We start from the raw sequence: 20,044 nt of genomic DNA, 5'->3' as shown, positions 1-20,044 counted from the left end.
AGCGCAATACCTAAAAATGAACAACACTTTTTTAACTTCACAGTTTTATAAAAACATTAATTCAGATTTAGGAGGCACTGATATGGCAAGTAAAGTTTATTTTGCAGATCTCAGAGCAAGAAATCCAGAGGAGAATACGATCAGCAAGATCCAGAAGCTTTTTGACGAAGCAGGTTTTGCTGAACTCCTTGGAGAAGGTGATCTGACTGCAATCAAAATTCATTTTGGAGAGTACGGAAGTGACGGATATATAAATCCGGTCTTTGTGCGGCAGGTCGTAGAAAAAATCCGGGCAGCCGGAGCAAAACCGTTTGTTACGGACACAAATACTCTTTATTCAGGCAGCCGGCATAATGCAGTTGACCACCTGACGACTGCAATTGAACACGGTTTTGATTATTCCGTTGTCAGGGCTCCGCTTATCATATCAGACGGTTTGAGAAGCCAGAACGTTGCAGATGTGGAGATCGGGAAGAAACATTTTAAGTCCGTAAAAATAGGTGCGGATATTGCTGCTGCGGATTCTATGATTGTGATGTCCCACTTCAAGGGGCATATAGTAGCTGGTTTTGGAGGAGCTATCAAGAACCTCGCTATGGGTTGTGCACCTGCAGCCGGCAAGAAGGAACAGCATTTCAGTACAAGCCCGCATGTTATTCAGGATAAGTGTATAGGCTGCCAGAAATGTGTTAAAATCTGTCCTGTAGGAGCTTCTTCTCTTCTGGGAGAAGTCTCAATGATTGATCCCAATATCTGTATAAGCTGCGGACAGTGCATGGAAGTTTGCCCTGCCGGAGCTATAACTATAGATTGGGAACATGATATCCCGAACTTCCTGGAATGTCTTACTGAGTACGCTTATGGGGCAGTAAAAGGAAAAGAAGGAAAAGTAGGTTACATAAATTTCCTGCTTAAAATTACACCTGACTGCGACTGCGTACCCTGGAGTGATGCTCCGATAGTACCGGATATCGGAATTATTGCCTCAAAAGACCCTGTTGCCCTTGACCAGGCAAGCTATGACCTCGTAAATCGGCAGAAAGGGCTTGTCAACTCCTCTCTTCAATGCAACCACGAAGCAGGAGCCGATAAGTTCAAGGGAGCATGGCCAATGATCAATGGAACCCACCAGCTCACGTATGGAGAAGAAATCGAGTTTGGAAGCCGTGAGTATGAACTTGTTGAGATTTGAGCGAATTTAAAGACGGATTGAGATTTGAGTTATTTTAAAGATTGGCTGAAATTCAACCTCGGCTAAAGAAATTAACTTCAGAAAAACAATTCTCAACAATTTTTCCTTTTTATTTGTTCCTTAAAAAACCTGAATATAGGCTTAGTTATAAGATTTAAGTAAGGTAGATTTATAGGTCGATTCTTAATCAATTTACAAATAATTTACAAATAATTTACAAATAATTTACAAATAATTTACAAATAATTTACAAATAATTTACAAATAATTTACAAATCAACTTTAGTTGATTTAATCGCAAATCTATTTTTTAAAAAGATAAATATAGCAGATGCCACCACTTAATATATGAGTTAATATTACCCAACTTTACTGGAGATGAATTAGAGTGACCATCTGGGAATACGATGTTAAAGAGATAAGGTTCAGTGAGTGGTCAAAGGCAAAAGAAGATCTTAACAGCCTCGGGACTGAAGGCTGGGAGCTCATCAAATTTGCGGATGATATCGACGAAAATGGTATGATAGCAGCTGTTTTTAAAAGACCGGTCGATTACGTTGACGCATCAATCTAAAGTTTTTTTTAAATTTATTGTTTTTTAACCTTTTTTTCGGTGTGAAAAATTCAGTTTAGAGTTCAGGGCATTTGAAACAAATTCGGTTACTACGATTTCTAGAGGAACAGCTGTATCCATTGCTAGGTAAACCTGCTCAAGTTCTAATTTTAAGGGTTTCTGTATATATCTGTAGAAATCCGAACTATATTTCAAAACTAATTCCCTATTAATTCTAATTCTCACTTTAACTCTAACTGATCCTAACTCTAACTGATCCTAACTCTAACTGATCCTGACTCTAACTGGTCCTAACTCTAACTGGTCCTAACTCTAACTGATCCTAACTCTAACTGATCCTAACTCTAACTGATCCAAATTATCTTAACAATGTTTAAGGCGAGAAAGAAAGTTTCTATACAGATTGCCGTGTGTACCAGTTCGTTATAATAACATTTTTCGATTGTTTCAATCTTCACCTTAAGCTTTATTTTCTTAGAGTAGTACCTTTAGTTAACAATGTTTACTGATATTAATATAAAGCAAATTTCTTATCTTATTAATTATTACAATATTTTATTAGATTAATATTTACAGTGGGTAAATATATGAGAATAGTAACTTTTTAAAATTGATCTGTGAAAAGTCTGGAAGAATTAATAAAAAGGAGATAGGGCATGGAAAGTAAAATTGATGATAAAGCAGAACCTGATACTGAAGTTAATGCACAGGATACAGATAAAAACAGATTAGAAAATGAATTTGACCCCAGTGTAAAGCTTAAAAATGAAGAAGAGGCTGGAAAAATTCTGGATTTAATGCAAAAGCCTGAGATCGATTTCGATCGCTTTTTTAAGTTTATGGATTCTTCAATTCAGGGTTTAAAAGAATACAGGCTGATTGTTTCGGCTCTTGAGCTCGGAGTGTTTGAAGCACTTAAATCTCCTTTGTCAGCAGAGGACCTGGCTGAAAAACTTGGCTGTGATCCTCTGCTCATGCCTCATTTCTGTGAAGCCCTCCATAGTCTCGGGTTCCTTGACAGATTTGAGGAGGGAATGGGTAAGGAAGAAGAGAAGGCGCAGATTGGAAAAATAGATGCAGTCGCCAGTCAAGATAACGGTAAATCCGAAACCGGATCTGAGGACCATGACAATGGAACAAAGAGTGGCGAGGCAGTGTACCTTGTCTCTGAACTCAGTGCAACTTATCTCATGGAAAGTTCTCCGTTTTCTCAGCAGCATTACCTTGCCGAAAGGATTCGAAATGTTGAACGCTGGGCTCGCATTCCTCAGATTATGAAGCAGGGGCCCGATATTGTCGAGAAAGGGCCTTTTTTTGGGGAAATTGTCCACTGTATGGCTGAAAACGCACGCTGTGGTCTGCTTCAGGAAACTGTAACTGTTGTCATGGAAAATGTTGATTTTACAAATGTCAAAAGGCTGCTTGACATAGGAGGGGGGCATGGGCTTTATGCAATCGCTTTTTCAAAGCTGAATGAAGACCTTCAGGCTTTTGTTTTCGACCTTCCACCCGTTACTGGCGAAACAGGATATTTCATCGAGAAATATGGGGCTTCAAGAGTGAGTACAATTCCGGGAGATTTTTTTAAAGATGAAATCGGAAGTGGCTATGACCTTATCTTTTCTTCCTTTAACCCCGGCGGAAAAGTGCCTTCCCTTGTCCCCAAGCTTTCGGAAGCCTTAAACCCTGGAGGCATTTTCGTAACCAGGCAGATGCCTGACGAAAAAATAAAATCAAGCCCACTTCTCAGCCTTGACTGGAACCTCTGGACTTTTGAAGGTGTGAAAAAAGGAGGATCAGGTTACAGTTTCGAAAATAGCGTCCCCTTTAATGAGTATATAGAGCTGCTTGACAATTATGGGCTTGAAGTCTTCCGTGCTCTTGACATGACGGACGGTTCAAGGATTGTGTTTGCACGGAAAGCAACCTGAAATTTGCAGGAACAAGTTGTCTCAAAACTACATTTGATTCTACAAATAGGATAATGTACTATACTTCAAGGCAAATAAATACCTGAATTTCAGAATAATCTTCGATCTGAATTTAAAGTCAACAATTCCAATTACCCAATTGTAGAAACGGGTCGAGTTTTGAGACAACCTGAAGAAGATTACTTTTTTCTCAGTTACTTTTTTATTATTTCCGAATTTCAAAAATTACTTTTTCCTTTCTTTCCTGAAGAGATAACTATTAATTATCATGAAATGTAATTTAATTTATTGATTTATTGTAAATTGAACATAGAAAACATCAGGAAACTTGTTTTAACTTTATCAATATTTATTTAACCAGATATTCCGTCCATTAAAAACATAGAGCCTATCTGTTAATTTGAGTGCCAAAAAACTTGATTTTCGAGAAACTCTGGGGAAGAAAAATGAAGGACTATGATGAAGAACCAGAATGTCAGGAAGGAACGACAGCACTGGTAAACGAAGATAAAAAGACAAACAAGCTAAAAGCCTCAAATAATGTGGCTTGTAGCCAGGTTCAAGTATCTGGTGAAAAAAGCAAGATCTCAGGTCTTATTTTTCTGGATAGTCCTCATATTATAGAAAATATACTTGACACTATGGTCAATCCTATTTCATACAAGGATAAAAATGGTGTTTTCCTTCTAGTAAATGAAGCGCATTCAAGGAAGATGCTTGGCCTTCCAAAAGAAAAGATTATCGGGAGAACACTCCGCGAACTCGTCCGGAAATTTATAGAGAGTCCCAGAAAATATATTGTAAAAAAGAGGGACCTCCTGGAAAGATGTAACGAATGGGCCCAAATCGAAAATGAAATCCTGAATCATGGTGGAACGAGAACCTTAGAACAGGAACTCATAGTTGCGGACGGGACAACAAAAACTTTTATTTTAAATAAATCAGCCTTATGCGACGAGAATGGGGAGACTATTGGGATTATTACTGTAATGCAGGATATAACCGAGCTCAGAAAGACTGAAAACATTCTGAAAGAGAGCCTTAGTTCCAAAAATAAATTGAATGAACAAATTAAGAAAAATGAGAAAATGTACAAGACCATTCTGGAAAAAACAGGGCACATGGTATACAATTGCGACATGATGGCTGATAAAGTAGACTTGCTCGGCTCGGTTGAAGAAGTTACGGGATACACGCCTGAAGAATTAAAAGATGCAGGTGTGAACTCATGGATGGAATACGTTCACCCTGAGGACAGGTATAAGCTCTGGATAAACAATGAAAACCATATGAAAAACGGGGTAAACTTCCATCTGGAATACCGGTTCCGAAAAAAGAACGGCGACTATGCTTATCTTGAGGAAAGCGGAACCGATATACTGGGCTCAAGCGGAAGTATCAGCAGGGTCACTGGAGTAGTAAAAGATATAACAGAACAGAAACTTGCCAGCAAAAGCCTGCAAGAAAGCGAGGAAAGATACCGCACCGCAACCGAGCAGACAGGGCAATTAGTGTTTGATTTCAGGCCCGATACACACGAAGTAGAATGGGCAGGAGCCATCCGGGAAGTAACAGGATACTCTCCTGAAGAGTTTAAAAACTTTAATGAATCGTTCTGGATAGAGCATCTTCACCCTGAAGACAGGACCGAGACGATTGAAAGTATGGAGAACTTCTTCAAGAAAAAAGCGAGAATTCATGCAGAGTTCAGGTTCAGGAAGAAAGATGGAAAATATATATACGTTGAAGCCCGGGGCGTCTGGCTAAAAGATGACGAGGGGAAAGTTTACAGGGCTATTGGTGTGATGAAAGACATCACAGAATGGAAATGCACGCTGGAAAAAGTTGAAGCGAGTGAAATGAAATATCGTTCTCTCATACAGAATTTTCAGGGGATTGCTTTCCAGACAGACAAGAATTTCATTCCCATATTCATGAACGGAGCTGTTGAAGAGATCACAGGACATACCGAAGAAGAACTTATGTCCAGGGCTAAGTGGAAAGAGATAATCCTTCCTGAGGATCTGCCTTTACTCCTCAAAGAAGAGGAAAGGATTCGGAATTCACCTTTTATAAAACACACTAAAGTTGATTTTCGCATAATACACAGGGACGGAAAAATCCGATGGTTACACGAAATTTACCAGAAAGTCCTGGGAAAAGATGGGAAACCGAAATACTATCAGGGCACGATTTACGACATAACCGAAAGGAAGGAAACCGAGGAATTTCTTGCGAACATTAAAATTGCCCGCCAGAGAGAAATTCACCACCGCATCAAGAACAATCTCCAGGTAATTTCCTCCCTGCTGGACCTCCAGGCTGAAAAGTTCAACAGCATGGAATGCGTTAAGAATTTTGAGGTCCTTGAAGCCTTCAGGGAAAGCCAGGACCGGGTAATCTCCATTGCTCTAATCCATGAGGAATTGCATGAAGGAGAAGGAACTGAGAAGCTTAACTTTTCACCGTATCTTAAGAAACTCATCGACAACCTTTTCCAGACTTACAGGCTTGGAGATGCAGCTATTAGTCTCAAAACGGAGCTGGAGGAGGATATTTTCTTTGACATGGATATTACTGTGCCTTTAGGGCTAATTGTCAATGAACTTGTCTCAAATTCCCTGAAGCATGCGTTTCCATACGGGAAAAACGGAGAAATTCGGATCAGACTTTCCAGAAACAACGAGTCCGGATGCCTCAAAGAAGAGAAAGGTCCGGAAGGCAAAAGTACAGAATTTAACCTTACGGTCTCGGATAACGGGAAAGGTATCCCGGAAACCATAAACTTCGAAAATCCTGAAACCCTTGGCCTGCAACTGGTAAGCATTCTGGTTAATCAGCTGGAAGGCGAAATCGAACTGAAGAAAGAAAACGGAACCGAGTTCAGCATGAGGTTCAAAGTGGAAAACAAATTTTAAACTGTTTTTTCTGCACAGGCAATGGCATCAAAGCATGAGATTGTTTCAGATCGCTTTGTTCCAGACCGTTGTGTTTCAGGTCGCTTTGTTCTAGAACGCTTTGTTACAGATCACTTTGTTTCAGATCACTTTGTTTCAGATCACTTTGTTTCAGATCACTTTGTTTCAGATCACTTTGTTTCAGATCACTTTGTTCCAGATCGCTTTTTTCGGATAGCTTTGTTTTAAACCCTATTGTTCCAGATAGTATTACCAGGTGCAGAAACTTACCCGTAAGTTGACCATTTCTTCCCGAAAAACTGGAAAAATATGAAACAGCAACATTATTATGCTGTAAAGCAATTTCTAAATGGGGATTGCTGTGATAAAAGAAGCCATGCTCTACGAGAAAATCGGAGATAATAAAGTACACTGCAAGCTCTGTGCCCATAGTTGCAAAATTTCCCAGGGAAAAAGGGGCTTTTGCGGAGTCCGGGAAAACAGGGACGGAAAACTATATACTCTTATTTATGGGACGGTCTCAAGCGAGGCTGTTGACCCTGTCGAAAAAAAACCTCTTTATCACTTTTATCCAGGGTCTTATGTTCATTCTGTCGGGTCAATAGGGTGCAATTTCCGATGTAAGCACTGCCAGAACTGGTCAATTTCTCAGGTCTGCCTGGAAGATGCTTACACAATGGATATTCCACCTGAAGAACTTGTTGAAAGGGCGCTTCTCTCACGTTCAAGCTCCATTGCCTGGACCTATAATGAGCCAACAATCTGGCACGAGTATACCTATGAGTGTGCGAAAATGGCAAAAGAGGCAGGGCTTGGAACAATCTATGTGACAAATGGGTATATGACGCCTGATGCTCTCAGGAATATAGCACCCTATCTGGATGCCGCGAATATCGATATCAAAGCATTCACTGAAAAATTCTACCACGATGTCGCCAGCGCAAAACTCGCCCCTGTGCTCGAAGCTTCTGCCCTTGCAAAACAACTTGGAATACATGTTGAGATTACAAACCTCATTATTCCAAGTGTAAACGATTCCCTTGATGAAATAAGGGAACTTTCAAAATGGGTGTATAAAAATCTCGGACCTGAGACTCCACTGCATTTTACTCGTTTCCATCCCCAGTACAAGATGCAGGACCTCTACCCGACGCCTGTAAAAACCATGCAGGAAGCCTGTAAAATTGCAACTGAAGAAGGAATGAAGTATGTTTACATGGGCAACGTTCCTGGCAGTGACCGCAACAATACTTTCTGCCCGAACTGCGGAAAAATGTTGATCAAGCGTGGCTATTTCGACATTGAAAAGTATGAGATCACACCTGAGAAAACCTGCCCGAAATGTGGGGAACACATTCCCATTGTAGGTGAATATGCCGGTTCAAAACATGCACCGGGTGAATACGACTATTAAGCGGATTATTCAGCAAACGATAGATGAGAATAAAATACCAAGAATAAAATACCAAGAATAAAATACCAAGAATAAAATACCAAGAATAAAATACCAAGAATAAAATACCAAGAATAAAATACCAAGAATAAAATACCAAGAATAAAATACCAAGAATAAAATACCAAGAATAAAATACCAGAAAAAATTATATCTCAAAAAATATATTTTTCGCACCCTTCGTGGAAAATTTTTATAATTCCTTCTCGCAGGGAAGGCGTATATTTCTCAGGTTCAGTTTTGACAGCCCTGTGCAGTTCTTCAAGTTCAACCCATTCTACAGATACGGCTTCTTCCGGGTCAGGCCGAATTAAGCTTGCAGTTTTTTCCGAGCATAGGCCTGAAAATACCATATGGAAGGCTCCTTTGTTTTCGATGATACAGGGAATTTTAAATAATTTTTGGAAGGGAACCGAGATTCCTATTTCTTCAAGCATTTCCCGTGCCATGCAGGCTTCATAAGACTCATTTGCTACAGTACCGCTTACCGAATATGTATAACGGCCCGGAAACCACCGTTTTTGAGGTGCCCTTTTCTGGATAAGCATTTTATTTTCAGGGTTGAGAAGGATAAGTTGGGCAGCTCTGTGGATATGCTTTCCCGAATAAAATTCCTCTCGTTCGCGCAGCCCGAGAACGTTATCGTTTTTGTCTACTTCAGTGATTAGTTCTGCCACAAAAGCACTCCTATTAAGTTGTTTCACTACCTTTATTCAGGCGGGGAAAAAAATAAAAATATCGGTTAAAATAAAAATGACAGGCTTCATTAAAAAAGGTTAAACCTGGAATAATGCCATGAAAAGAAAAAAGAAATTCACTTTTCAGGATTTTTCAGGGTTCTGAGACCTCTTTTGGTTTTTCTGCGGCTTTCTGGATCTCATCCAGAAGCTGATCATCGGTCTTACCTTTTATGTCAATCCCAAGTTTCTGGGCAGTTTCCTGTACCTTGCTCTTTGGAGCTGTGGGTTCTGTTATGGATTTTTCAAATTCTTTAAGGTTTAGCTCGGATTCCTTCTGAGCTTTCTTAAATTCGCCCACTGAACTTCCCATGGACCTGGCTAGCTCCGGAAGTTTAGTAGCTCCGAAAAGGAGTACAACTACTGCAAAAATCATTATGAGTTCTTGTGTGCCTATCATGGCTTAACCTCAAGCTTTTCGTTTTCTTAAATAAATATAATTCAGCAGGTGATAATGATCTAAAAATTGTAAATATCTATAAGTTAAGCTAAGATTTTTTATGTTATATAAAGTTTCTATTTTTATTTACTATTTTGCAGATTTTATATATTTAATAGTTTTTATTTTGCTTCTTATATTTATTAAATTTATCCCATTTTGGTTTTCGACTCAGGTTTATCTACTTTTATCCCGATTTAATCCTGGATTTCAGATTTTCCGGAGCTCTTCCTGTTCAGAAACAGATTTTCCGGCTTCCGGCTTGTTTTCCAGATCTGTATCGATTTTCGTGTCTGTACCGGTTTTCAGCTCTGTATCGGTTTTCAATTCTGTACCGGTTTTCAGCTCTGTATCGGTTTTCAGCTCTGTATCGGTTTTCAATTCTGTACCGGTTTCCAGCTTTGTATCGGTGTTTGTTTTTTTACTGCTGCTGGGAGTATCTTTTTGTTCCGTCCCTTTCTCTTTTTCCTCAGAAGCAGCTGTATTCGCAGCTTTTCTGGTGTAGGCATCAAATTGATTGAGCTCAAGCTCAGAAGCGCGCTGTGCTTTTTTAAATTCTCCCATTGCACTTCCTAACGATCGTGCAAGCTCAGGAAGCTTCTGCGGCCCAAAGAGGAAGAGAGCTACAATAAGAATTACTATTAATTCCTGTGTGCCTATCATTGTTGGTTATTATCAACAATCAAATATAAAAGTTCTTGTAATAAGATCGGTAGGACTGGCTTGTTCGGAGATCCTTTTAAAAACACCTGTTTTTAAAAATAAAGGGTCCTATAAATAGGCAAACTAGCTATCAAAATAGCCGGATAAGTAGCAGGCTGAACTCAAAGAGAATTCCCAATAAAAACGCCACAAGGATCTGGGCAATGAATGTAGGATCAGGCGAAAGGAAAAGTGAAATTGCCATAATCACACTGTAGACCAGTATCCTTTGCTTTTTAAGAGTCTCGTATTCTATAAGCCCCATTTTCACGGCAAAAATCACAAGCAAGGGAAGCTGGAATACAATTCCGAAACCTGACAGAATTGTAGTTACTGCTGAGAGAGTATCCTGAACGGAAAGCTGCGCTGTAGCCATGTCTCCCGAGTAAAATAGAATGTATTTGAACATGACAGGCAGGACGATAAAGTACCCTATAGAGGTCCCAAAGATGAAAAGCAGGAAGGATAGAGGAATGACCTTGAGGAAAAAGCGCTTCTCATGTGGATAAAGTCCTTTGCCTGCAAACCTGTAAAGCTCGTAGAAGAGCAGAGGGATTGAAGTGGCCAGAGCAAAAACGAGGCAGAGCTTGAGGCGCGCAAAGGTCCATTCAAGAGGTGAGTAAGCCGTCATGTAAAAGTCAGTATTTATAAATTCCTTCCAGACAATCAGCATCCCTTTTGCTGAAAATGGGAAAGCAATAAGTATTCCCAGACAGAGCCAGATCAAAACGATTGCTAGACGGTTTCTGAGCTCTAACAGGTGAACCATGAGAGGTTCCTCATTATCTCCCGGGACACCGGAAGGATAAGAGTTCATCCCCGAGTTTTTTTCGGTAGAAGCTGTTGGTCTGTTGCCTGTGTTCTGTGAGTTCATTTTTTCCGCTCTTACATCTATCTAGGTAAATATATTAATGTCGGAACATAATATAGAATGTAAATCTGCAACTCTTCGGAGGTATTCCAATTTCCCGGTGAAAGAGATCTTCACAATCCATTTTACGATCCCTCTTCAGAATATCTTTCTACTATATATTTGCATACTTGAAAGCTGCATACTTGAGCATTTATAGTACTGAGCCATTAATAATGCAATCACTTAAAATGATTAACATAATCACTTAAAACGATTAACATAATTACTTGAAGCGATTAACATAATTACTTAAAATGATTCACATAATTACTTAAAATGATTAACATAATTACTTAAAACGATTAACATAATTACTTAAAATGGTTGACATTATCACTTGAAATGATATATAATTACTTAAAATTATTAATATAATACGATTAAGAGAGTTTGATTAATATATGCTGACGATTACTATAATTTACTTAAAATAATTTATGTATTATAATTATTCAATTAATATAAATTTAGTTATAACAAATAATATAATCGGATTCAGATAATTAATTGATGATTGTGTAAACGAATTAAGATAATTAATATAATATACTCGTAATAAATACTATCACCTATTAAAACAACTGCTATTTCCCGGTTCTCTATACTTGAACCCGTTGTTTCCATACTCAGATTTCGTGACTTTCATCAATTGAATCTTCTGAATGGCTTGCAGTCTCAGGAAAATTTGAAGGATTCCGTGAAAAGAACCGAAAAAACCTAAAATCGAAAAAACAAAATAGGTAAAAAGAAAGTTGATATGAAAATCTCTGCAATGAATAGATCTCACTGCGGTGAATATAAGGTTTCTTTAAATAGGACAAAAAACTTTCTTTTGCTTTCCCGGATAGGTACTCATTATGTCTGAAGCGATTGAAAATCTCAGTGCAATTCTGCTGACCCTGCGAAATAAGTTACTTGTGATTGCTGGGGTCCTTATCACAGGCATTATTCTCTCTTTCCAGTTTACAGGCCCTCTAATTGAGAGAATGAAGGTTGATCTTCTCCCAGAGGGCGCAAAGCTGGTGTATGTATCTCCCCTTGAGGTAATGATGCTGGAGCTAAAGCTCTCTATTATAATAGGAATTCTCATCACCCTGCCTCTAATTGCATTCTATGCTTATAGGGCAATCTCGAAGCGGTACTCAATTAAAGTTCCGATATCTATTGGAAAAGGCCAGTTTGTTTTCCTGAGTCTAGCGGTCATTGTCATGTTCGTCATTGGAGCTTCATATTCTTATTTCCTCATGCTGCCTCTCTTCCTTAAGTTCCTCTACATTGACGCAGCAGACTCAGGGGTGACTGCGACTTATTCGGTTTTCAAGTTTATCTCATTTATAGCAACGACTACAGCAATCTTTGGTCTGGTCTTTGAACTCCCTATAGTACTTACTTTCCTTACCCGAAATGGATTTGTAAAATACAGTACTCTTGTGACGTACCGCAAGCATATTTATGTCCTTGTCGTGTTTATTGCAGCCGTAGTTACTCCTGGGGCAGATGTCTTCAGTCAGATGATGGTTGCCGTGCCCATGGCGTTCTTTTTTGAGATCAGTATGGTAGTTGTGCGGTTAATTGGAGTAAAGAACAGGCTCGGAAACTCTGACCCTTCAGCAACTGCATCCGGGATTACAAGAAGAAACTAAAAGAAGAAATGTGACAAAATACAGTTTAGGGATCTAAAAGTAAAATGGCTCTTCGTTATTTTGTGTGGATATCCTCATAATATTCTCATAAAAACCAATACGGTCTTGAATTGAAAATCATCTTATTCATAGGGAATGAAAAAGAGCCAGTAAAAGTTTGATAATGTGCAAGTTAACTTCAAAAGTGCAAGTTAACTTCAAAAGTGCAAGTTAACTTCAATTAAGACCATAAATTATTCAGTAATCCAGATACACATCTGGACCTTAAAAATACTATTTTTATATAATTTTTAAAACAAGAGCTATTATAGGACCTGCATATTCGATACTAATCATTCTATTCCGCACTCGTCTATCCGCATTATCCTGTTTTGAGAACTTTAAGATTATCTAGATTTCTTTTATAAAACGGTTTTTTGGTTGTTTTTAGACTACTGTTTACAAAATGCCGACTGCTAATAGTCTGATTGTCTGGATATTGCTAATAGTCTGACTGTCTGGATATTGCTAATAGTCTGCTGTCTGGATATTACTTTCAACATACTCAGGATAATCTTATTTAACAGAAATACATATTTGAAGAGGTCATGGAGCCGCAGCACATAAAAGCAAATATCCAGGTAATTGCCGCATCTGTCATCTACGGATTTTCAGGAATTTTTTTCATGTATGTAAAGAATATGGCCGCAGGAGCTGTTGTGTTTTACCAGCTTCTTTTCGGGCTTCTCGCACTTACAGGTTATCTGGCAGTTACTGGAAAACTGTCAGGAATCAGGCTCCGAGGTAAAAGAAAAAACTTGATACTGCTTGGAGCTTTCAATGCAGGTGCAATGGTTTCTTATTACATGGCTGTGAGCTTTACTAATGTATCAATATCCGTACTTCTACTTTATACGGCTCCGTTTTACGTTTTGCTGCTCGCCCCTCTTTTCCTGAAGGAGAAACATAACAAAAAGAGCCTTGTTGCCCTTATTCTTTCTCTTACGGGTGTAGTAATGGTAATAGGCCCTGAAAACCTTGTTTCTGGGTCGGGAATTGAGCCAGCATATCTTTTTGGAGTGCTTATGGGACTTTTTTCAGGCTTTTTTTACGCCTGCGTTACTATTACCTCCCGAGATCTCAGGAATGAGTATTCAGGTTTAGAACAACTTTTTATCTCAACCATCGTAATGCTTGTATTATTGCTTCCTTTTGTAAAACAGGCATCAGTAATAGCTCTTGTTGAAAACCTACCTGTTCTCCTCTTTCTAGGGATAACAATCACTTCAGTAGGTTCGATTCTTTACTTTACAGGGCTTTTACATGTCAAAGCCCAGAATGCAAGCATACTTTCCCTGATTGAACCTGTAAGTGCGATTTTTTTCGCTTACCTGCTCTTAAAAGACCCCATATCCGCTGAAACCCTATTTGGATGTGCCCTTATCCTTTCCAGTTCTTTCCTGGCAAGTCTGGAGGAGGAAAGCAAAACCGAAGAAGAACCTGTTTTCAAGGAAAAACTGCCTGCAGTCCCTTAGCTTACCAGAAGCGGGAAAAGTAATGTGAAAATCTCGAGTCCAGCAAGCTTTTTGAAAACACTCAAGAAGGCTGAAATATAACGAAAATACGAATAACCGCAATTTTTAGAAAAACTCTAATAATAAGGAAATAGTTTTCAGATATAACAAAAAAAATATTCTTAAATGTGTTATTCTTAAGAATTTCATTCTTAAATGAGTTCTCTGCCATCCGGGTTGTATTTTTTTATTTATTCATAGCTCTGTTTCCGGTTGGAACTAATAAAATTTATTAGTATGTGATCTTTATTCTATTAATCTTAAGCATATTTCACAGATTATTTCAAAAGAGCCTGGTATTCTTATGGTAGACGTAGTTAAGGAATTGGAAGCCCTGAGGCAGAATTTGCTTGATCTGTCCCTTCGAAATAATCTTCTCAATTACCGCCCTTCTCAGAAAAGGACCATCTCGATTACAGGTAGGAGCCCGGAGGAAATTTACGAACTCTTTGTCCTCCAGGAAAAATCGATGAGGTTCAGAGCAACAGCTCAGTTAAGAAAAGGCAGGAAAAGTGAAAATGGGGAGAAATACGAGGCTTCTGAAAAGGAAAAACGGCTTTTGAAAACAATAGGAAATATTCTGGTATCCGAAGATAAAACCCATACTTCTCGCTCCGAAACTTTTCTGGAAACCCCTGATGACAGCGAAACCCTAGATAAAAAGCTTTTTTATGTCTTTAACCAGGCAAACTCCATATTTGAAGAACAGGGATATCCTGTTCTCTACCTTGCACTGGGCTTTCTGCAGTGGAGTGAAAGCCGGTCGGCCATAAAAAATCCGAAAGCTCCTCTACTTCTTATTCCCGTTGAACTCAAACGCATAAGCAAAGGCCGAATTTTCAGCATCCAGTGGACAGGAGACGAAATCTTCACTTCAATTACCCTACAGGCAAAAATGAAAGAATTCGGAATCACGATTCCTGAATTTGAAATGCCTGAGGAAGCTTCGGGGATTGAGAAATATTTCAGGGCTGTATCCAGAGAAATTCATGAAAATAGAGACTGGAAACTTCTGCCTGAAATCTGCCTTGACCTTTTTAACTTCAAGAAATTTGTCATGTATAAGGACCTTGACCCTGCAACCTGGCCTGAAGACATGTCTCCTGCTGACCACCCATTGATCCAGGAGGTCTTTAACCCTGAAGACCCAGAATGTGAGGTTTCCGGTTTTCTGGAAGAAGAGGTTGACCTTAAACTTCCGGCAAAGGACACTTATCAGATAATGGACGCAGATTCTTCCCAGATTGCAGTCATTGAAGATGTGAAAGCCGGAAGAAACCTTGTTGTTGAGGGACCTCCCGGGACCGGCAAGTCTCAGACGATTGCAAATACGATTGCAGAACTTATAGCCCAGGGAAAAAGCGTACTTTTCTTGAGTGAAAAAATAGCTGCCCTTCAGGTTGTAAAAAGCAGGCTGGACTCTGCCGGCCTTGGAGAACTCTGCCTGGAGATCCACAGCAACCAGACCCGCAAAAAAGCCGTGCTCGAAGAGCTGGAAAAGACCCTGAACCGCGAAGCTCCTTCCCCCATACGCCCCGACAGAGATATAAACGAGCTCGAAAAGCTAAAACATGAACTCAACCAGTATGCCCTATCACTTGGGGAACCTGCGGGAAAAATCTACCCAAGCCTCTATACCCTCTATGGCATTCGGGAAAAAACAAGGGCTTATTTTGAATCAAAAGGCCTGAAAATGCCCTTATATAAGTTTCAAGAACCCGAAACCTGGGATCCTGAAGCCTGGGCCGATGCAGAAGCTGTTATAGAAAAACTGAGTCAGGTACTTCCTTTTCTCGGGCCGGTCTGGAAAAATCCCTGGTACGGCTGCGATCCAGGGCTTGTACTGCCTTCGGATCTGGGAGAAATCGGAGCCTTTACAGACGAATGCGCTGAGGCTTTTGAGACCCTTGAAACCGCCATAAAAACCCTTAATGACCTTTCTGCAACCTTAAAACCTGACACTCTCGAGGGAATTGCAACCGTAATCAATGCCGCAAAATTCCTTGGAAACTCAAAAACCATCCCTGAAAAAATGCTTCAGAATTTGGGATATGAATCCGAAAACTCAATAACAGAGGCAGAAACTCTGGTTTCAAAATTCAGGAAATACCTTGAGCTCAAAACTTTTGCGGACAAAACTTTTCGCCCTGAGATTTTTAGCCTTGATACCTCTGAATTCGAGGAGCTTTCCGGCAGTCTCCTCAAGTTTTTAAGCCCGAAATACAGGAGGCTCAAAAAAGAAATTTCAGCTTGCTATCTCTCACGAGTGCCTTTCAGAAACAGTAAAATCCTGCTTGACCTAACCGGCATTTCCGAATACAAAGCCCTCAGGCTGGAACTTGAAAATTCGGGTGCAGAAGGAGAAAAATACTTTGGAGATTACTGGAAAGGCTTTGAAAGCGATCCTGAACAGCTTGAGGAATACAGCCAATGGATAATTCTTTTCCAGCAGTATCTGAAAGAAGGCACTTTCACAGACAGGAGTTTAAGGCTTATAGGACTTGGAATTGACAGCGAAGCAATCGAATCTGCGTCCAGCCATGTACTGGCCGCAACGCAGGAGTTTCTGGAGTCATTTAAGAGAGTTGGGATTCGTATAGGCGCAGATTTTGGGAAAATGTGCCCAGAAGGCCTGGAAGCCGCAAAGCTAAGTTCATTAAAAACCCTCGTAACCTGCTGGAAAAACGAGACTTCGTCCCTGGTGCTCTGGAGCCAGTATCTTTGTTACAGGCAGGTCTGTCTTGAAACAAAGGCAGCCCCGATAATGGAAGACCTTGAATCCGGAAAACTCGCAGTGTGTGACGCAATTCCTGCTTTTGAAGGAAACTACGCCGAAATCCTCCTGAATCGCACTTTCAGGAAAAGGCCTATACTTTCGACTTTTATCCGGGAACTCCACGAAGGTAAACTTGGCAAGTTCAGGAAACTTGACAAAAAGGTCCTTATGGAAAACCGAAAAAGAATTGTATGCTCGGCTTATGAGGAAACCCCAAAATTAGTTTCAGGAGCCTCAAGATCTTCAGAGGCGGGCATTCTGCTCAATGAGTTCAACAGGAAAAGAGGGCATATGCCTATCCGCACTCTTATGAAAAAGGCAGGCGGCCTGATCCAAAAAATCAAGCCCTGTTTCCTTATGAGCCCGCTTTCCATCGCCCAGTACCTTGATCCCAGAAGCACGCGTTTTGATGTGATTATCTTTGACGAAGCCAGCCAGGTCAAACCCGAAGATGCAGTTGGAGCTCTCCTGCGCGGAAAGCAGGTCGTAGTAATGGGAGATTCAAAACAACTTCCGCCGACTGACTTTTTTGATACTGTGCTCGATTTTCCGGAAAGCGAGCCTGATGACTGCATTACAGCCGTAGATATGGAAAGTATCCTGAATGTGTGCAAACGCAGTTTTCCGGTAAAGACCCTGCGCTGGCACTACAGGAGCAGGCACGAGTCCCTCATTGCAATTTCAAATCAGGAGTTTTACGATAACCGTCTCTATGTTTATCCCTCCCCCATGCAAAAAGACGAAAAACTTGGGCTGAAGTTTGTGCATCTTCCAGACTCAATTTATGAAAGGGGTAAAAGCGGAGCCAATCGGATAGAAGCAAGAGCCGTTGCAAGATCTGTTTTCGAGCACTTCAGCAGGTACCCTGATAAAAGCCTGGGAGTCGGGACTTTCAATATAAAACAGCAGGAAGCTATCCAGGAAGAAATCGAGGCTTTACTTAAAACAAATCCCGGACTTGACCTTAACTCTGGAAATGGAAAAGGTGAGCATTTCTTTGTTAAAAATCTTGAAACTATCCAGGGCGATGAAAGGGACGTTATACTGCTGAGCGTGGGTTTTGGCTTTGACAGCAACAGAAAGCTTTCCCTTAACTTTGGCCCGCTTAATCGTGAGGGAGGGGAAAGGCGCTTGAATGTGCTTATTACGCGGGCCAGGGAAAAATGCGTTGTTTTTGCAAATTTCACATCAAGGGACCTGAAGCTGGATGAAAACTCACCTTTCGGGCTTCGGGCCCTGAAAGTCTTCCTTGAATTTGCAGAGAGCGGCAAGCTTCCCTTACCTGCATACCGCAGGGAAAAACTCGATTTGCCTTTTGAAGAGGCAGTTTACAATTTCCTGGCAGAAAACGGCTGCGAAATCCACAGGCAAATCGGTTGTGCAGGATACAGGCTTGACCTTGCAGTCCCTGACCCCGCCCATCCAGGGCGGTATGTGCTTGGGATCGAGTATGATGGAAAAAGCTATTATTCCTTGCATGTTGCACGGGACCGCGACCGTCTGCGCCAGCAGGTGCTTGAAGGGCTGGGCTGGAGGATCTACCGGGTCTGGTCAACGGACTGGTACTTACATCCGAAAGAGAGCAGGGAAAAACTGCTTGAAGCTGTGAATGGGGCTATAAAACAGGCAAAAATACAGGCAATATCCGAAATCGGACCTGAGGTTTCGAGGGTTAATGAGCCGACTGCCCGGCCTGGGCCTGTGAATCGAAGTCCTGCAGGAAGGTATTCCAGTTCTCCTGCAAATCCGGGTTTATCCCGGGTTCCGGTCTCGCCTGCAGTGAGTGTGGAGAGTGAAGATGGGAATGAGGACGAACTTGAAAGTCGATCTTATAATAGAGCCTGCCTTTCGGAAACTTTTGAGGCAAAACTTCTTCTGGAGCCCTCCTTTGGAGCTGAAGCTGAAAAACCCTATTCAGACTCGTTTTTTAAACTGGAAGAAGGACTTACAGCCCCATCAGATACAGATTTCTTGCCCGAAATAGATGTAAGAGCCAGGTCGATGGCTCTGGTAGCCGATGAAAACTCCCGTAAGAAGCCTGTAGGAAGGTCAAAAAAATCAAAACTCCTTAAATTCAGTGTAGATCCTCACTCCAAGGGAAACAAAGCCGATTTGATACCTGAGCCAGAGCCTGAGAAAGTGAGTTTTTACCAGGCTTACCCTGAGATTGACTTCAGCGCAAGCCCTGAAAAAAAGAAACGCAAGCGAATTAATGAGTTTGCGTATATTTACGGCTCAGAAGGCTATTTCGAACCCGAACCAGACTTAGAGGAAGAGAATTATGAAGCTGGAGATGACAGTTATGAATGGACATGGGACTCAGAAACTCAAGTTAAGCACGAAGAAGAGCCTGTAATTGAGCATGATATAAAAAGAAGAACTGAAACCCGGTTAAGTGAGCCTGCTCTAAAACATACGTATAAGGCAGAAACCAGAAACCCAAAGGAACCCTTCTCTTCAGCCCCGGCTGAAAAAACAGGAACGTTTTTTGAGAAACCCGATACTGGAAGCTCCTTAAAATTCAGGGCCGGTAATACCGGATCGAGAACTGTCGAACTCCGGGAAATTCCAGGAAAAAAACCTGAACTGGGTAATTCAAAAAAAGAGCCTGAAAATCTATCCGGAAAATCCAGTTCACTCGAAGATGTCGTACCCCTTTACCAGGTCTGCCTTTCCTCAGGCCTTCCGCAAACCGGCGATCTTTCGGAGGTTTCGGATAAGCAGCTTGAGGAGGCGATTCTAAGAATTGTAGCGTGTGAAGGGCCCATTCACGCACAACTCCTGCAGCAGCGAATAAAATCGCATACAGGAATTTCCCGAATGCTCGGGAAAATCAAGCAGCGAATAAATAATGTTGCAGATCTTGCCGAAAGTTCCGGAGAAATCAAGGCCAAAGGCGAGTTCTACTGGCCAGTTTCGAAACCTGCATGTCTCCTGCGCAGGCGTGAGGGAGATGAATCCGCAAAAATCGAGTGGATCTGTGACGAGGAAATAAAAGAAGCTATCCGTTTTGTCCTGTACAACCAGTATTCAACTCCTCTTGAAGATCTTATTGTCCAGACTTCGAGAGTGCTCGGAATAAAAACCACACGCAAAAACGCAAAGGAACGAATCGAAAAGCTTGTAAAGGCAGGAATAGAGAATGAGGAATTAACTCTCACGCCAAATGAAATGATTTATTTTGTTAAATGAAAGAAGTAGTTTGTTGAAGAA

General features: G+C 40.8%; 13 protein-coding genes. 8 read left to right on the top strand and 5 right to left on the bottom strand.

Going from position 1 to position 20,044, the window contains the following annotated elements; translation table 11 throughout:
* Window positions 1–82 precede the first annotated feature (82 nt).
* The 4 genes from MSVAZ_RS07830 to MSVAZ_RS18775 all read left to right on the top strand — a co-directional run bounded on the left by MSVAZ_RS07830 (window position 83) and on the right by MSVAZ_RS18775 (window position 6,615).
* Complete coding sequence (locus tag MSVAZ_RS07830; protein ID WP_048119966.1) at window positions 83–1,192, top strand: DUF362 domain-containing protein; 1,110 nt, start codon at window positions 83–85, stop codon at window positions 1,190–1,192.
* A 388-nt stretch (window positions 1,193–1,580) separates the two neighbouring features.
* Entirely contained in the window at window positions 1,581–1,766 is a 186-nt protein-coding gene (locus MSVAZ_RS07825) for a hypothetical protein (protein WP_048119964.1), read from the top strand.
* A 656-nt stretch (window positions 1,767–2,422) separates the two neighbouring features.
* Window positions 2,423–3,697 carry a methyltransferase gene (locus MSVAZ_RS07820; protein ID WP_048119962.1) on the top strand — a complete coding sequence of 425 codons (1,275 nt, stop codon included), beginning with the start codon at window positions 2,423–2,425 and terminating at the stop codon, window positions 3,695–3,697.
* A 446-nt stretch (window positions 3,698–4,143) separates the two neighbouring features.
* Window positions 4,144–6,615, top strand: coding sequence for a PAS domain-containing sensor histidine kinase (locus MSVAZ_RS18775; RefSeq protein ID WP_052727916.1), 2,472 nt, complete (start codon window positions 4,144–4,146; stop codon window positions 6,613–6,615).
* 103 nt (window positions 6,616–6,718) lie between these two features.
* On the opposite strand, the gene MSVAZ_RS21795 is transcribed toward MSVAZ_RS18775, so the two are convergent.
* Complete coding sequence (locus MSVAZ_RS21795; protein WP_084626221.1) at window positions 6,719–7,045, bottom strand: pentapeptide repeat-containing protein; 327 nt, start codon at window positions 7,043–7,045, stop codon at window positions 6,719–6,721.
* On the opposite strand from MSVAZ_RS21795, the gene amrS reads away from it, so the two are divergent.
* On the top strand, window positions 6,965–8,029 hold the full coding sequence (amrS, locus tag MSVAZ_RS07810; RefSeq protein WP_048119960.1) for an AmmeMemoRadiSam system radical SAM enzyme: 1,065 nt from the start codon (window positions 6,965–6,967) through the stop codon (window positions 8,027–8,029). The genes MSVAZ_RS21795 and amrS overlap by 81 nt on opposite strands.
* Before the next feature lie 194 nt (window positions 8,030–8,223).
* Here the strand turns inward: amrS and MSVAZ_RS07805 are convergent, their stop codons facing one another.
* From MSVAZ_RS07805 to tatC (MSVAZ_RS07790), 4 genes are all read right to left on the bottom strand, one after another.
* Window positions 8,224–8,745 carry a Nudix hydrolase gene (locus MSVAZ_RS07805; RefSeq protein WP_052725376.1) on the bottom strand — a complete coding sequence of 174 codons (522 nt, stop codon included), beginning with the start codon at window positions 8,743–8,745 and terminating at the stop codon, window positions 8,224–8,226.
* Between the two features lie 154 nt (window positions 8,746–8,899).
* Window positions 8,900–9,205: a twin-arginine translocase TatA/TatE family subunit gene (locus MSVAZ_RS07800; protein ID WP_048119955.1), complete on the bottom strand. Its 306-nt coding sequence runs from the start codon at window positions 9,203–9,205 to the stop codon at window positions 8,900–8,902.
* A 249-nt stretch (window positions 9,206–9,454) separates the two neighbouring features.
* Window positions 9,455–9,907 carry a Sec-independent protein translocase subunit TatA/TatB gene (locus MSVAZ_RS19425; RefSeq protein ID WP_082091066.1) on the bottom strand — a complete coding sequence of 151 codons (453 nt, stop codon included), beginning with the start codon at window positions 9,905–9,907 and terminating at the stop codon, window positions 9,455–9,457.
* Between the two features lie 130 nt (window positions 9,908–10,037).
* Window positions 10,038–10,820, bottom strand: coding sequence for a twin-arginine translocase subunit TatC (gene tatC, locus MSVAZ_RS07790; RefSeq protein WP_048119954.1), 783 nt, complete (start codon window positions 10,818–10,820; stop codon window positions 10,038–10,040).
* An 896-nt stretch (window positions 10,821–11,716) separates the two neighbouring features.
* On the opposite strand from tatC (MSVAZ_RS07790), the gene tatC (MSVAZ_RS07785) reads away from it, so the two are divergent.
* From tatC (MSVAZ_RS07785) to MSVAZ_RS07775, 3 genes are all read left to right on the top strand, one after another.
* The gene (gene tatC / locus MSVAZ_RS07785; RefSeq protein WP_048119952.1) at window positions 11,717–12,502 is read left to right on the top strand and encodes a Sec-independent protein translocase TatC; all 786 of its coding nucleotides are present in this window, start codon (window positions 11,717–11,719) and stop codon (window positions 12,500–12,502) included.
* A 587-nt stretch (window positions 12,503–13,089) separates the two neighbouring features.
* The gene (locus MSVAZ_RS07780) at window positions 13,090–14,016 is read left to right on the top strand and encodes a DMT family transporter (RefSeq protein ID WP_048119950.1); all 927 of its coding nucleotides are present in this window, start codon (window positions 13,090–13,092) and stop codon (window positions 14,014–14,016) included.
* Between the two features lie 343 nt (window positions 14,017–14,359).
* On the top strand, window positions 14,360–20,023 hold the full coding sequence (locus tag MSVAZ_RS07775; protein ID WP_048119948.1) for a DUF3320 domain-containing protein: 5,664 nt from the start codon (window positions 14,360–14,362) through the stop codon (window positions 20,021–20,023).
* Window positions 20,024–20,044: the final 21 nt, after the last annotated feature.

Origin of the sequence: Methanosarcina vacuolata Z-761 (assembly GCF_000969905.1) — an archaeon.
In the GTDB taxonomy this organism is placed as follows: Archaea; Halobacteriota; Methanosarcinia; order Methanosarcinales; family Methanosarcinaceae; genus Methanosarcina; species Methanosarcina vacuolata.
Note: the sequence above shows the minus strand (reverse complement) of the source record. Positions and strands in the feature narration are given on the sequence as shown.

Bases quoted from the DNA above. Each gene is read 5' to 3' on its own strand.
- MSVAZ_RS07830 (WP_048119966.1), top strand. From the start codon at position 83: ATGGCAAGTAAAGTTTATTTTGCAGATCTCAGAGCAAGAAATCCAGAG.
- MSVAZ_RS07820 (WP_048119962.1), top strand. From the start codon at position 2,423: ATGGAAAGTAAAATTGATGATAAAGCAGAACCTGATACTGAAGTTAAT.
- MSVAZ_RS18775 (WP_052727916.1), top strand. From the start codon at position 4,144: ATGAAGGACTATGATGAAGAACCAGAATGTCAGGAAGGAACGACAGCA.
- amrS (WP_048119960.1), top strand. From the start codon at position 6,965: ATGGGGATTGCTGTGATAAAAGAAGCCATGCTCTACGAGAAAATCGGA.
- MSVAZ_RS21795 (WP_084626221.1), bottom strand. From the start codon at position 7,045: ATGGGCACAGAGCTTGCAGTGTACTTTATTATCTCCGATTTTCTCGTA.
- MSVAZ_RS07800 (WP_048119955.1), bottom strand. From the start codon at position 9,205: ATGATAGGCACACAAGAACTCATAATGATTTTTGCAGTAGTTGTACTC.
- MSVAZ_RS19425 (WP_082091066.1), bottom strand. From the start codon at position 9,907: ATGATAGGCACACAGGAATTAATAGTAATTCTTATTGTAGCTCTCTTC.
- tatC (WP_048119954.1), bottom strand. From the start codon at position 10,820: ATGAACTCACAGAACACAGGCAACAGACCAACAGCTTCTACCGAAAAA.
- tatC (WP_048119952.1), top strand. From the start codon at position 11,717: ATGTCTGAAGCGATTGAAAATCTCAGTGCAATTCTGCTGACCCTGCGA.
- MSVAZ_RS07780 (WP_048119950.1), top strand. From the start codon at position 13,090: ATGGAGCCGCAGCACATAAAAGCAAATATCCAGGTAATTGCCGCATCT.
- MSVAZ_RS07775 (WP_048119948.1), top strand. From the start codon at position 14,360: ATGGTAGACGTAGTTAAGGAATTGGAAGCCCTGAGGCAGAATTTGCTT.